We start from the raw sequence: 12,750 nt of genomic DNA, 5'->3' as shown, positions 1-12,750 counted from the left end.
AACGATCACAGCGGCTCGCCCCGCAGCCACGCCGCGCCGCGCGCGTAGAGCGCCTCCACCTCCGGCCCCTTCAGTCCCGGCATGTCGCGCTTGACGGTGTAGCCGATGCGCGTCTGCAGATAGGCGAGATGGCGGTAGCCGACCGGAAACTGCTCCAGCAGCGCGCGATCGAGCGCGGGCACGGCCCCGGGCGTGACCGGGTCCATGCGGTCCTTCTCGTAGATCGGCTGGCGCAGCACGATGCCCCATCTGTCCTGCCGCTTCTCGAGGAAGTCGTAGAAGCGCCCGGTGCAGAGCACGTCGCACGCGACGCCCTCGACCTCGGCACGCTGCGAGATCGTCATCTTGGTCTGTGAAATCGCTCTGTTACCTGCGAGGTCGACCGAGATGCCGCCGAGGAAGTGCAGGATGTTGACGCCCTTGGCCCAGGCCGCCTTGCTGATCTCGATGAATTCGTCGCCGGTGCCCTGCGTCCACGTCGCCATCATCCGCCCGTCCGGATGCCAAACGGTGCGAAAGCGCTCCCAGTCGCCGGCATCGCGCCAGATCGCCCAGTTCTGCAGCAGCTCGCGGATCTGGCGGTCGTCTTCGATCTCGGCGGCGGTCTTGGTCATGGTGTTTCCTCTTTGCATTGTCCGTGCTGGATACGGGATCGCGATGGCGCTGCAAAGCCGCGGCTGATCATGGCTGTTAGGATCATGCCACATATTCGGTGTCGTCCCGGGCAAGCTCGACAACGCGACAGCGTTGGCGGGCGCTGACCCGGGACCCATACGCCGTGACGGGTGTGGCTGGGTCGGATGGAGCGGCCATCGTGCCTCACAGTCCTCCCTGTGGTTATGGGTCCCGGATCGGCGCGCGCTTGCCGGACAACGCTGCGCGTTGCCGGAGCGCGCTTGTCCGGGACGACAGCGGAGCGGGTGGTTGGCGGCTGCAACAACTCATAAGACACGTCATGAAACACGCGACATCGCCATCCCGCGGCACGGCGTGCCCGAGTGATGCATCGGTCAGGTCCCTCCTCAATCACGAGAGGGCGCGGAGAAGGCCGGACCTCGGCTGAGGCCCGTGGCCCGCCTGCTCAAAAAATGCAGGCGGCAGGTACCACGAGTACAGCCGGACAGACCCGGCCTTCCCCGCGCGATGGTGTTACGGTGTCCTTCGTGCTCTCCCTGGGGATCGGGCGTTCTTGCCCCCATCGCCCGCGCGTGCCGTCAAGCAACGACCACGGACTTGACCTCGGCGTCGAGAGGCCAGGACCACACGACTTCGCCGTCCGCGCCGGCCATGCTCGTCTGGCACGGCCGTCACGTCCATCGCAGCCCACCTCACCGTTCGTGACGACGCGTACGTCCCTCTGCTCGAGGCGGGTTGAAGGGATAAGAACATGAATTCTGAAAAATAGCAATACATTTTTATTTCAGAGAATAAGCCAGCCACCCCGTCAGTCGATCCGGCGTGACACGCCCTGTCCTTCAAGTTCTCACAGGCGGCCTGTCGGCGTTCCAACATCAGACCGGCAACCGGCCAGCATTGTTGGCGGTGTCGTCCGGCGTCGCCAGGCAGCGCCAGGCGACGGGGAGTCTGCAATGCCATCGCCGCCCCTGTCGTTCCGTTGCGCGAGCCGCCAATCTTGCGGCAGCAAGGGTCGTGCCGCTGCACGCATGTGGAGCGCGACGACGAAACCGCCCGCTGCGACCCACGAAAAAAAATTCGTCGACGAGCGATCATGATGTCGGATTGTCATGGCCAGCGTCGTCCTCGGACCAGCCGGATCGAGACGAACTGGCGTGATCATGTCCAAGCGGCCGTCGAATGCGGATGCAATGACGGCTCGTATGCGCAATGGAAGGAAGCTCCGATGGCCAAGCATAAGAATCTGATCTGTCTGTGGTTCGACAAGGATGCCGAAGCCGCAGCGCGCTTCTACGCCGAGGTGTTTCCCGACAGCCGCGTGACCGGCGTGCACCGGGCGCCGGGCGACTATCCCTCCGGCAAGGCCGGCGACGTGCTGACGGTGGAATTCACCGTGTGCGGCATCCCCTGCCTCGGCCTCAACGGCGGCCCGGCCTTTCCGCAAAGCGAGGCGTTCTCGTTCCAGATCGCCACCGACGACCAGGCCGAGACCGACCGCTATTGGAATGCGATCGTCGGCAATGGCGGCCAGGAAAGCCATTGCGGCTGGTGCAAGGACAAATGGGGCCTGTCCTGGCAGATCACCCCTCGGGTGCTCACCGATGCCATGGCCGAAGGCGGCGAGGTCGCCAAGCGGGTGTTCGCCGCGATGATGCCGATGCACAAGATCGACGTCGCCGCGATCGAGGCGGCACGGCGCGGTTGACGTGCGCAAGGCGGAGCGCCGGTGGCGTTCCGCCGTCATGACCGCAGGCAGCGCAGATGCAGGAACAGCGGCACGCGCAGCCAGCGCCGGCTGCTGTCGCGGGTGATGATCGCCTCAGGCGTCGACGGCTCGCGCAGTGCTTCGATCAGGAAGCCGGCCTGTTCCAATGCCGCAAAGTAGCTCTGCAGCGGACGATGCGCGCTATGGAAGATCATGCTGAATCCGTCGCGCTCGATGGGGTCGCTGTAGGTGAAGGCGTCGAGATAGCTACCCTGGATGACGAATGGCGCATCCGGGGCAAGGCTTGCGAATTTGCCGGCCGAGTTGAGCGGATGCACGATGGCCATGCATAGCCGACCTCCGGGCCTGAGCACCCGCGCCGCCTCGGCGATCGCAGCCGGCATCGCGTCGACGTCCTGCAGCGACATGAAGGCGACGGCGAGATCGGCGCAGCCATCACCGAGCGGCAGCGCCGCCGCATCGGCTCGCACCACGGCGATCGCGGGATCAGCCGCAAAAGCGGCCGCGATCAGCGTGGGCGAGGCATCGACGCCGATCACCCGGTGCCCTTTGGACGTGAGATGTCGCGACAGCCGGCCCTCTCCGCAGCCGATGTCGAGCGTCAGTGCGCCGGGCGGCGGCAGCAGCGTGTCGAACTGTTCGCGATGATGCCGCCAGAAGCTGTCATGGCCCGGCGCCCTTGCCCACGCCAGCCATGGCTCGGCCTGATCCTCCCACTGCTCGCGCATGGTCATGGCAGTCGCTCCCCGTCCGGCACCTGTGTTCGAGAACCGCGCGTCATAGACCCGCGCGCGAGCGATGTCATGTGACGTTTTCTTTGCAGCGGCTCGGCATCGCTCGACCGGCCTGCGCCGCCCGTGAGGGCGGCGCAGCTCATATCTCCGGCAAGTGGATGCCGCGCGCCTTGGCCCAGCGCTCAAGGACCTTGCGCTCGTCGGCGTGAGCGACGCGGTTGGCGAAACCGCGCACCTGCACCGCGCGGTGCTGCCGATCGAGCTCGATCGTCAGCAGCCGCTGCGTCCTGCCGGCATGGCGGTGGCGCAGCGACCAGATCGAGGCGTGCCCGGTGATGCACTTGGCCGCGTAGCTCGACACGCAGTGGTGCATCGCCCTGGACTCCGCGACGAGATCCTCCGCGCTCCGCAACTGCGTGATGACGTACTCATCACGCTTCGCGGACGATGGGCTCCACGACCACTCCGCGAGCTGCGCACCCGCCCAATGCGACGGGAGCTGAGCGGCCCGCGCTGTCGGATGCTGGCGCCCCATCTCGATCCGCCGCCGCGCCGCTTCGATGCGCGCGATCACCGCGAGCTCGCGATGCCACGCATTCATCAGGCGGCGCAGCGCCGCGAGCGTCCGCCCCTTGAGGCTGAACTTGCGATCGCGCCGGCGCCGGTGCGCGAAATAGTCGCAGAGATCGTCGATCTCCTCGAGGGTCGTCGGCTGCGCGCAGAAGAACTGCGCGGCCTCGCGCCAGAACGCGATCTCGCCGCGCGGCGTCCGCGCGATCTTCGACCGGGCGATCCGCGACGCCAAAGCGGGATCGTCGGTGTAGGAGCGCGCGATCGCCTGCCAGATCGCCTCGTCGAAGCCGACCTGACCGAGCGGATTGAGGAAGGCGTGAACCTCCTTGCGCGACAGGACGGCCGACGCGCCCGCCTTGTACAGCGAGCCGCCACCGGCGGCCACGATGTACCAGCACTTGCGCAGGTCGCGCTCGTCACGCTCCAGCCCGTCCGCGTCGATCCAGATCTGCTCCAGATGCGCGGCGACCGGATAGCGCGCGAACAGGTGCCGCGCGGCCGCCAGCCGCAGGCGCGCGGGATCGCGCGTCTTCAGCTGCGGCTTCCAGCTTTCGGGGCTGCGAATGATCAGGTCGGAGCCGAAGCCGCGTGCCGCCTCGCGGATCGCATTGTGCAGATCCGGCGGCGGGCGCGACGGCCGCGCCACACGGCGCAGCGTCAGCTCATAGGCTTCAACCCGTGCGCGCTCGGCCTCCTGCCGGCGCGCGATCGATGACTTGGCCATGATCGTTCAACATGATGGAGGGACTGTCAGCCGGACGCACTGCGAGCGTCGGCACGGATCGTGTCGCGCACAGTGGGTTTGACATGGCTGATGGCCTCTCGCGTTGAACGCATCTGGAGTTGAAACGGGCGGCGTACATACATCTCATCAGCTGAGAGAGCAAGCGGAAAAGCTGCTTCACTCAGCGAATGCGGCCAATTGGCCTTCTCCTTGCATCGCCTACTTCTCAGCCGGGTCGCTCCATGGAGTTGTCAGATGTCCGACAGCCTGCACACCGTCGTCGTGGCGAAAAAAGCCATCGAAGCGCACAACATGGCCTCATTCGAGCTCGTTCCGGCTGACGATCAGCCGCTGCCGGGGTTCACTCCGGGCAGCCATATCGACGTCACCCTGCCGAACGGACTGACGCGGCAATATTCGCTGCTGAACAGCGCGGCCGAACGCAACCGCTACTGCATCGGCGTGTGGAAGGATGCCAACAGCCGCGGCGGCTCCAAGGCGCTGCATCTCGACATCAACGAGGGCGACAAGCTGCAGGTCAGCCGCCCGCGCAACCGCTTCAAGATCCCGAAGGACACCAAGCGCGCGCTGCTGGTGGCGCGCGGCATCGGCGTGACGCCGATCCTGTCGATCGCCGACACGCTGAAGGCCAAGAACATCCCGTTCGAGCTGCACTACGTGTTCGCGCTGATGTCGCCGGACGCATTCCGCGGCCGGATCGAGGCCTCGGCGTTCGCCGCCGATACCAAATACTACAAGGAAGCGACCGAGGACAATCAGCTGCTGAAAGCCGCCGAGCTGCTGGCCGACCGTCCCGACGACACCCAGCTGTTCATCTGCGGCGTGGACTGGTGGATGGATCCGATCATCGCGCAGGCCAAGCAGAAGGGTTTTGCCGAAGAGCGCATCCATGTCGAGCGCTTCACCGCCAAGGCCGCGGCCGCGCTGCTCGACAAGGTGTTCGACGTCACCATCAAGAGCACCGGCGCGACGTTCAAGATCCCGGGCGACAAGACCGTCACCGCCTTCCTCGAGGAGAACGGCGTCAAGATCGCGACCTCCTGCGAGCAGGGCATGTGCGGCACCTGCAAGACCCGGGTCGTCGAGGGCGAGATCGATCATCGCGACAAGCGGCTGTCGGCGGCGCAGCGCGCGGAAGGCTATTTCCTCCCCTGCGTGTCGCGCGCCAAGGGCGACCAGCTGGTGCTGGATCTGTAGCTGCCGTGACGAGCGAAACCGATCTGTGGCAGACCGCGTGGATCATCGCCGAACAGCACGGCCCGGACGGGCCGGCTTTCGCGAGCCGCATGGCTGATAGCTTCAAGCTCGGCCACAAGATCGACGCGCATCAGGCGTGGCTGTCGATCGCCGCCAAGGTCGCGGTGCTGATCGAGGCGAGCAGCTCGCGCCGCACGCAGCCGCACTGATGTCGAGAAACGGACAGCGCCGGTCGCGCTGTTCGGAATCGGACAACGCTCTCCGCGCTGTCAGTCCGGGAGACGCGCAGCGGCCAGCCCGGCGTCCATATCAAACACCCGCGGTGATGCATTCCTGGCCTGTGCCGGAGGGGCGCATCCGAGGATGAGGTGACAAGACGGCGGCGTGCTCCCGGAACGGATTTTGCTCCGCTCGATCCGGTCACCAAGCGACCGTTCAGGATGCGCGAACGTCGAGCTCGCGCGTTGTGAGGAACCATGTCCGTGTCACCGTCACCCGCAGCGAAGATGCCGGCGGCCGCCGAGATCGCGCTCGCCTATCACGCCCGCACCAAGCATAGCCTGAAGCGCTATGCGGCCGGGCCGGAGACGCTGGACTGGGACGCGCAGCCGAATCCGTTTCGCGAATTCGCAGGCAGCCCGCGGACGGATCTGCCGCTGACGTCGGATCGCCTCACCGCGAGCTTTGCCGCGGCCTGCGAAGGGACGGCGCCGGTGCACGCGCTCACCATCGACGGCGTCGCGCTGCTGCTGGAATTGTCGTTCGGGTTGTCGGCGTGGAAGGAGTACGGCCCCGATCGCTGGGCGCTGCGCTGCAATCCGTCGAGCGGCAATCTGCATCCGACCGAGGCCTATGTGATCGCGGAGCATGTCGCCGGCCTCGGCGACGGGCTCCACCACTATCTCAGTCGCGACCACGTGCTGGAGCAGCGGTGCCGCCGCGGCAACGCCCCGGACGGACCGCCGCGGCTCTGGCTCGGCCTCTCTTCGATTCATTGGCGCGAGGCGTGGAAATATGGCGAGCGCGCCTTCCGCTACTGCCAGCTCGACCTCGGCCACGCGCTCGGCGGCATCAGCACCGCCGCCGCGGCGCTAGGCTGGACGGCACACGTCATCGACGGACTCGACAGCACAAGGCTGGCCGCCCTCATGGGCCTCGATCGCGCCGGTGATTTCGCCGCGGTCGAGCCGGAGGATGCCGACGTTCTGGTCGCGATCACGCCTCGTAATGCAGACGGGGCCGCGCATGCGGATCTGCCCCGGCCGTGGACGAACGAGGACATCTGGACGGGGACAGCGAACCGGCTCGATCGCCATCCGCTCTACCGCTGGCCCGTCATCCCCGAGGTCAGCGCGGCCACGGCCGGCATGGCGCAGGATGCGATCACGGCGCGCCCGTCCCTGCCCCCACGCGTGCAGCGATCGACGGCCCGCGCGGCCGAGCTCATCCTCGGTCGCCGCAGCGCGCAACGCTTCGATTCCAGGTTCACGATGAGCGCGGATATCTTCTACCAGTTGCTCGACGCGCTGCTGCCGCGCGCGACGCCGCCCTGGGACGCCTGGCCCTTTGCGCCCCGCCTGCATCCCCTGCTGTTCGTCCATCGCGTCGACGGTCTCGCGCCGGGGCTCTATGCTCTTCCGCGCAACGCGAACACGGAAAGCGATCTGCGGCGGGCGCTGCGTTCTGATTTCGACTGGCGCCGCGTCGAGAATGCGCCTGATCATCTGCCGCTGTTTCATCTGCTGCCGACCGACAGCCGCGGCGTGGTCCGCACCGCGAGCTGCCACCAGGCGATCGCCGGCGACAGTTGCTTCACGCTGGCGATGCTGGCCGAGTTCGCTCCGCTCGTCAGCGACCATCCCTGGCGCTATCGCCAGCTGCATTGGGAGGCCGGCCTGATCGGTCAGGTGCTGTATCTCGAAGCCGAGGCGGCCGGCCAGCGTGGCACCGGCATCGGCTGCTATTTCGACGATTCCGTGCACGAGATGCTCGGCGTCGCCAGCGACCGGTGGCAGACGCTCTATCACTTCACCATCGGCCGTCCCCTGACCGATGATCGCATCACGACCCTGGCTGCCTATCCGGGCCGCACACGCAACGAAGCCGGAGTCCTGCCGTGAGAGCACTGCCATGAGACAAACAGCATGAGACCGCGCATTCCGTTCCAGCGCATTGACGTCGGCCAGGCGGCCGAGCTGCTGCAGCGTGACGACGTGCTGCGCTTCGACGTCCGTGACCAGGCCTCGTTCAGCACCGCGCACATCACAGGCGCACAGCATCTCACCCAGCGCAATCTGTCGGAGCTGATCGCCGGCACGACCAGGCGGACGCCGATCCTGATCTACTGCTATCATGGCAACGCCAGCCAGGAATATGCGCAGACCTTCTCCGATTTCGGGTTCACGGAGGTCTACAGCCTCGACGGCGGCTATGAGGCGTGGCGCCAGCGCTTTCCGGCGCGCAGCGGCGCGGCCGACATCGGTCCGGTGCTGGCGGCGTGGCTCGCCGCCCAGGGCTTTCCCGCTGATGACGTCGACGCTGCGATCGGCAACCGGACGACGCCGCTGATGCGCGCCGCCCATCTCGGCAACGTCACCATCATCCGCGAGCTGCTCGCCGCGGGCGCGGACATCTCGGCCAGGAATGCCGACGGCAACAACGCACTGTGGCTCGCCTGCGTCGGCCGGCATCTCGACGCCATCGATGCACTGGTCGAGGCCGGCATCGACCTCGACAACCGCAACGACAATGGCGCGACCGCGCTGATGTATGCGTCGTCCTCGGGCAAGGCCGAGGTGGTCGCGCATCTGCTCGCCAAGGGCGCCGACATCGAGAGCGAAACGCTGGACGGCTTCTCCGCGCTCGACATGGCCGCCTCGCTCGAATGCCTCACCCTGCTCCGCGACGCCGCCAAGGCCGCAGCGAGGTCCGCGCGAGAGGTGCGGCCATGACGGTCATCGAGCATGATTTCGGCATGCAGCAGCGCCGGGTCGAGCGCCGCTTCCGCTCGCTGCTCAGCCTGGATGCGCTGCACGAGGCCAATGTCCGCGCCAATCCGATCCCCTATCTGGAGCGCGCCAGCGAGCGAATCTATCAGCTCGAGAAGGCGCTGTTCGAGGCGCTGCAGGCAGCGACGACGGCCACCGATGATGGCGTGGAGACGGTGAGCATCAGCAAGGCCGAGCACCAGCGCCTGCTGCAATGCCGGGCGATCGTCGAAAGCGCCTATGCGCAACTGGTCGCGGACCAGCCTGACACGGAATGAACCTTGGAGAACAAGATATGAGTGACGGCTTCTTCGTCGACTGGGACGGCAATCTGCGCAGCGCCGCCGACCCCGGCGGCGGCTATCTCTGCGACATCGACACCGTCGCGCGCTATGTCGCGGTGACGACCAAGAACGGCACGCTGGTGCACGAGGCGACGTTCTTCAAGACGCAAGCGGACGTCGAAAAGGCCGGCATCAAGGCCCAGCTGGTGCCGGGCAGTCATCCCTGGGGCAAGAAGGCGGATGGGTTCTGACGGCAAGGAGTGCGTAAGTCGCGGGTAGCGACGTCCTCCTGCCGGACCATGATTCAAGCCGTGCTACCACCACAGGCGACGCTGCGCTCCCTCTCCCCGTCCTTCACGGGGAGAGGGTTGGGGTGAGGGGCAGCGGCACGGGCAGTGTCAACACCATTCAACGACATACGGCCTCATGACAGAGGATCGAGTGAGCGCCATCGCATCTTCGATGCGACCTACAAGGTGTCAGATGACAAGAAAATCTGCCCGTGTGGCTGCCCCTCACCCCAACCCTCTCCCCGTGAAGAACGGGGAGAGGGAGCGGACCGCCCTCGCCTCAAGAGCTTACGTCCCAATCGGCCAAGAGGAGGAGTGATCCTTCAAAATCAGACTCATCGCCCTCAATCCGGATGAATCATGATCTCCATCGTCTCGTCGAGATCGTCGAACGGATCGGGGAAGCCGACATCCTCCACCAGGGCGACGCCGCACAGGCAGATGTCGCCGTCGATCACGGCGAGCGCGATCGGCTCCAGGCTGCTGCCCTCGCAGGCGCCGGCGTTGCAGAGGCCGGTGTCGATCTCGAAGGTCGCGCCGTGCCGGCCGCAGCGGAGCAGGCTGCGGTCGGCGGTGAAGAACTGGCCGCTGCCGATGTTCAGCCATTTGCCCTCGTGCGGGCAGGTGTTGACGTAGCCGACGAAGCCGCCGGCCGAGGTGTGCACGATCACAATCGGAAACGGCCGCGCCTCGCCGTTGTCGCCGATCCGGGACAGGCTGAACGACTTGGCCTCGCCCTTGGCGATGCTCGCGGTCGGACAGATGACGAAGACTTCCGGCTCACGTTCGGTCATGCGCTGATCTCCCTGAACGCGCGACGGGAGCAGCGGGCCGTGGTGACATCTCCTGTCGCAAACCTGACGGCTCCGGCCCGGATTGGCGGGCCAAGCTGCGTCATTCGCAGAACTGCCCCGAACCTTGCATGAAGCATGCCGTGAGGCGCGATAGCGCCCGGACGATGTCGGCTTGGAGACAATGATGGCCGCGATGAAGTTCTACATGACGCCGGGATCGTGCTCGACCGGCATCCACATTATTCTCGAAGAGCTGGAGGAGGTGTTCGAGGCCTACATCGTCAACCTGCCCGCCGGCGACAATTTCAAGCCGGACTATGTCGCGATCAATCCGAAGTCGACGATTCCGGCGCTGGTCCGCGGCGACGGCAGCGTGCTCACCGAGGTCCCCGTGATCGCCTATTGGCTCGGACGCTCGCGTCCGCGCGCCAGGCTGTGGCCAAGCGATCTCGAGGCCGAGACACGGCTGCTCGAGGCGATGACCTACATCGCCGGCACCGTGCACGGCCACGGTTTCGCCCGCATCTTCGCCACCCCGACCTTCAGCCGCAACGAGGCGGACCAGGAGTCCGTGCGCGCGCTCGGCCGTAACGTCGTGGTGAAGGGCTTCGCGATCCTGAGCAAGATGCTCGGCGAGCAGCCCTATCTGGGCGGCGAGTTCTCGGTTGCCGATCCGCTTCTGTTCTATGTGGAGTTCTGGGCCGACAAGACCGGCATCACGATGCCCGCCAACCTGCTCGCACACTACCGGCGGATGCTGGCGCGACCGGTGGTGCAGCGGGTGCTGCGCGAGGAAGGCTATAATCCGGCGGCGCTGGGGAAGATGAGCGAGTAGGCATATCCCCAACGTTCTGTTTGCGTTGAAGTGAATTCTCACCTCTCGTCATTCCGGGGCGCGCACAGCGCGAACCCGGAATCCATCTCTTCCGTATCACAACAGCCTGTGGTTATGGATTCCGGGCTCGCGCTGCGCGCGCCCCGGAATGACGTGTGGAGATACCTCGGCGCGATCGCTTCGCAATCATGCGTGGATCGAGCCGCTTTAGCACCGTTCCAGCCACCTACTCCGCCGCCTCCGCCATAGGCTCGTGGTCACCGAGATCGATGCCGCGGAAGATGGCGCAGCGGCGGAAGACGTCGATGGTCGGATGCACGCTCTTGTGGTGACAGTATTTGGCGACGAGTTTCGCCAGGCCCTTGATGTCGCGGCCGGACGCGCCCGGAAACGTCTCGACCAGGAGCTCGATCAGGCCCGCGTCCACCTTCAACCCGAACTGCTCGCACATCACCCGCCAGATCCGGCCGCGCGCATCGGCGTCCGGCGCCTGGAACTTGATCAGCGCGATGCAGCGCGAGACGATCGCTTCGTCGATGTCGTCGATGCGGTTGGTGGTGAGAAACAGCAGGCCATTGAAATATTCGAGCACGCGCAGGAACACGCCGACGACCGCGTTCATCGTCATGTCGTCCTCGCGGCGCTTGATGTAGACGTCAGCCTCGTCGATCAGCATGACGGCGCCCCAGCGCTGCGCCCGGGTCAGCGCGTCCTTCAGCGCGCCCTCCATCGCCGCGACGTTGAGGCCGAGCTGGCCGGAATGCACGCGGTACAAGGGGCGGCCGATGATCTCGGCATAGACCTCCGCCGTCAGCGTCTTGCCGACGCCGGGAGGTCCGGCACACAACACCGTGGTGCCGCCCGACTTGCCGGCGACGATGTCGTCCATCAGCAGGTCCATCTCGGCGGTGAGGATGTCGATCAGGTCGGTCTGCTCCTCCGGCAGCACCAGCTTGTCCTTCAGCTCGGGCTGATAGACGTAGGGCGCCATGTCGTCGGCATGCACCCAGAGATAATGGTGCAGGTCGAGATGGAACATCAGCATGTAGGGATGCACGGGGATCTTGCAGAACACACCCTGCGGGATCGCCGCCTTGGACTCCTCGACCTCCTGTTCGGCATCGTAGAGATTGCTCTTGGCGGCCTTGCGCAGATACGGACCGAGAATGTCGCCGGTGACTTCCAGCGTCAGCGCACGCTCGGTCAGGATGCCCTCGTCGTTGACGAGCCGCGCGGTGCCGCCGCCGGAGGACAGCACAATGACGTCCTTGCGCGACCAGTCCGTATCGCGGTGCGAGGAGTTCGGATCGTCGGCGAAGAAGCCGATGCCGCGGCCGGAGAACTGCGCCCCGTAGCGGCCGCGCCATGCGAAATAGCGTTCCGCGGTCTCGTCATAGGCCGCGATCAGCTCGGGCGTTTCCTTGAGAAAGCCCTTGGCGGCAAAGATCTCGGCGACGGTCCGGCCGACGATGTCGCCGGTGGAGATGCGCAAGGTCGACGTGGTGATCGCGCCCTTGGCGTTGGCCTTGAGCTCGATGAAGACGCGGCCGGCCTCGTCGTTGGACGGCGCGGTGTAGTCGAGCCGGGTCACGACATAAGGCAGCGGCCGGCTGGCGACGTTGGCGGTGAACATCCAGCCGCGGATGGCGCCGGAGATCAGATAGCGCACGATCGCCGGAAGCACCTGCTCCAGCTCATGCTCCGAGAAGCGCGTGCCGGAACCGCTGAAGGCGCGCTGCAAGGTCGCGATCTGCGCCGCGCGGACGTGCCATTCGGGGCCCGCCTTCTGATAACTGTCACGCAGGACATCGAGCTCGGCGCTCGCGAGCTGGGCGAGGTTGACCTCGACCTTGTCACCGAAGCGAAGCTGCTCCGTCAGCGAGGCGAGATGCGGAAAGGCCGCGGCCATCGCCTCGATGATGGGACGTTCGATCTGCAGCTTCATCGCG

Annotated in this window: 13 protein-coding genes; 8 read left to right on the top strand and 5 right to left on the bottom strand. The window is 66.1% G+C overall.

Annotated elements, in window-relative coordinates; translation table 11 throughout:
- Window positions 1-5 precede the first annotated feature (5 nt).
- Entirely contained in the window at window positions 6-614 is a 609-nt protein-coding gene (locus ACQR0Z_RS13245) for a nuclear transport factor 2 family protein (RefSeq protein ID WP_434918910.1), read from the bottom strand.
- A 1,247-nt stretch (window positions 615-1,861) separates the two neighbouring features.
- Between ACQR0Z_RS13245 and ACQR0Z_RS13240 the strand changes: the two genes are divergently transcribed.
- Window positions 1,862-2,341, top strand: coding sequence for a VOC family protein (locus ACQR0Z_RS13240; RefSeq protein WP_434857175.1), 480 nt, complete (start codon window positions 1,862-1,864; stop codon window positions 2,339-2,341).
- 35 nt (window positions 2,342-2,376) lie between these two features.
- Here ACQR0Z_RS13240 and ACQR0Z_RS13235 read toward each other — a convergent pair whose 3' ends face one another.
- Both ACQR0Z_RS13235 and ACQR0Z_RS13230 read right to left on the bottom strand, forming a co-directional pair.
- On the bottom strand, window positions 2,377-3,096 hold the full coding sequence (locus tag ACQR0Z_RS13235; protein ID WP_434918909.1) for a class I SAM-dependent methyltransferase: 720 nt from the start codon (window positions 3,094-3,096) through the stop codon (window positions 2,377-2,379).
- Window positions 3,097-3,235: 139 nt separating this feature from the next.
- Window positions 3,236-4,393, bottom strand: a complete 1,158-nt coding sequence (locus tag ACQR0Z_RS13230) for a PcfJ domain-containing protein (protein WP_434918908.1) — start codon at window positions 4,391-4,393, stop codon at window positions 3,236-3,238.
- A gap of 255 nt (window positions 4,394-4,648) precedes the next feature.
- Between ACQR0Z_RS13230 and ACQR0Z_RS13225 the strand changes: the two genes are divergently transcribed.
- The 6 genes from ACQR0Z_RS13225 to ACQR0Z_RS13200 all read left to right on the top strand — a co-directional run bounded on the left by ACQR0Z_RS13225 (window position 4,649) and on the right by ACQR0Z_RS13200 (window position 9,133).
- A complete protein-coding gene (locus tag ACQR0Z_RS13225; RefSeq protein WP_434918907.1) occupies window positions 4,649-5,611 on the top strand; it encodes a PDR/VanB family oxidoreductase in 963 nt (320 codons plus the stop codon).
- Window positions 5,612-5,616: 5 nt separating this feature from the next.
- Window positions 5,617-5,820: a hypothetical protein gene (locus ACQR0Z_RS13220; RefSeq protein ID WP_434918906.1), complete on the top strand. Its 204-nt coding sequence runs from the start codon at window positions 5,617-5,619 to the stop codon at window positions 5,818-5,820.
- 267 nt (window positions 5,821-6,087) lie between these two features.
- Window positions 6,088-7,731, top strand: coding sequence for a SagB/ThcOx family dehydrogenase (locus ACQR0Z_RS13215; protein ID WP_434918905.1), 1,644 nt, complete (start codon window positions 6,088-6,090; stop codon window positions 7,729-7,731).
- Window positions 7,732-7,755: 24 nt separating this feature from the next.
- Complete coding sequence (locus ACQR0Z_RS13210; RefSeq protein ID WP_434918904.1) at window positions 7,756-8,562, top strand: ankyrin repeat domain-containing protein; 807 nt, start codon at window positions 7,756-7,758, stop codon at window positions 8,560-8,562.
- Complete coding sequence (locus ACQR0Z_RS13205) at window positions 8,559-8,876, top strand: hypothetical protein (RefSeq protein WP_434918903.1); 318 nt, start codon at window positions 8,559-8,561, stop codon at window positions 8,874-8,876. Before ACQR0Z_RS13210 ends, ACQR0Z_RS13205 begins: the two co-directional genes overlap by 4 nt.
- Window positions 8,877-8,893: 17 nt before the next feature.
- Window positions 8,894-9,133: a hypothetical protein gene (locus ACQR0Z_RS13200; RefSeq protein ID WP_172114072.1), complete on the top strand. Its 240-nt coding sequence runs from the start codon at window positions 8,894-8,896 to the stop codon at window positions 9,131-9,133.
- A 383-nt stretch (window positions 9,134-9,516) separates the two neighbouring features.
- On the opposite strand, the gene ACQR0Z_RS13195 is transcribed toward ACQR0Z_RS13200, so the two are convergent.
- The gene (locus ACQR0Z_RS13195) at window positions 9,517-9,966 is read right to left on the bottom strand and encodes a Rieske (2Fe-2S) protein (RefSeq protein ID WP_434918902.1); all 450 of its coding nucleotides are present in this window, start codon (window positions 9,964-9,966) and stop codon (window positions 9,517-9,519) included.
- A 193-nt stretch (window positions 9,967-10,159) separates the two neighbouring features.
- Here ACQR0Z_RS13195 and ACQR0Z_RS13190 point away from each other — a divergent pair, with 193 nt between their 5' ends.
- Window positions 10,160-10,801 (top strand): glutathione S-transferase family protein, encoded by a 642-nt coding sequence (locus ACQR0Z_RS13190; protein ID WP_434877162.1) that lies wholly within the window; start codon window positions 10,160-10,162, stop codon window positions 10,799-10,801.
- 226 nt (window positions 10,802-11,027) lie between these two features.
- Here the strand turns inward: ACQR0Z_RS13190 and ACQR0Z_RS13185 are convergent, their stop codons facing one another.
- A complete protein-coding gene (locus ACQR0Z_RS13185; protein ID WP_434918901.1) occupies window positions 11,028-12,746 on the bottom strand; it encodes an ATP-binding protein in 1,719 nt (572 codons plus the stop codon).
- Window positions 12,747-12,750: the final 4 nt, after the last annotated feature.

It is taken from the genome of Bradyrhizobium sp. HKCCYLS3077, assembly GCF_051167555.1.
GTDB lineage: Bacteria > Pseudomonadota > Alphaproteobacteria > Rhizobiales > Xanthobacteraceae > Bradyrhizobium.
The sequence above is the reverse complement of the archived record's forward strand: the minus strand, read 5'-3'. Positions and strand labels throughout refer to the sequence as shown.

Bases quoted from the DNA above. Each gene is read 5' to 3' on its own strand.
- ACQR0Z_RS13230 (WP_434918908.1), bottom strand. From the start codon at position 4,393: ATGGCCAAGTCATCGATCGCGCGCCGGCAGGAGGCCGAGCGCGCACGG.
- ACQR0Z_RS13205 (WP_434918903.1), top strand. From the start codon at position 8,559: ATGACGGTCATCGAGCATGATTTCGGCATGCAGCAGCGCCGGGTCGAG.
- ACQR0Z_RS13215 (WP_434918905.1), top strand. From the start codon at position 6,088: ATGTCCGTGTCACCGTCACCCGCAGCGAAGATGCCGGCGGCCGCCGAG.
- ACQR0Z_RS13195 (WP_434918902.1), bottom strand. From the start codon at position 9,966: ATGACCGAACGTGAGCCGGAAGTCTTCGTCATCTGTCCGACCGCGAGC.
- ACQR0Z_RS13240 (WP_434857175.1), top strand. From the start codon at position 1,862: ATGGCCAAGCATAAGAATCTGATCTGTCTGTGGTTCGACAAGGATGCC.
- ACQR0Z_RS13200 (WP_172114072.1), top strand. From the start codon at position 8,894: ATGAGTGACGGCTTCTTCGTCGACTGGGACGGCAATCTGCGCAGCGCC.
- ACQR0Z_RS13210 (WP_434918904.1), top strand. From the start codon at position 7,756: ATGAGACCGCGCATTCCGTTCCAGCGCATTGACGTCGGCCAGGCGGCC.
- ACQR0Z_RS13235 (WP_434918909.1), bottom strand. From the start codon at position 3,096: ATGACCATGCGCGAGCAGTGGGAGGATCAGGCCGAGCCATGGCTGGCG.
- ACQR0Z_RS13245 (WP_434918910.1), bottom strand. From the start codon at position 614: ATGACCAAGACCGCCGCCGAGATCGAAGACGACCGCCAGATCCGCGAG.
- ACQR0Z_RS13225 (WP_434918907.1), top strand. From the start codon at position 4,649: ATGTCCGACAGCCTGCACACCGTCGTCGTGGCGAAAAAAGCCATCGAA.
- ACQR0Z_RS13190 (WP_434877162.1), top strand. From the start codon at position 10,160: ATGAAGTTCTACATGACGCCGGGATCGTGCTCGACCGGCATCCACATT.
- ACQR0Z_RS13185 (WP_434918901.1), bottom strand. From the start codon at position 12,746: ATGAAGCTGCAGATCGAACGTCCCATCATCGAGGCGATGGCCGCGGCC.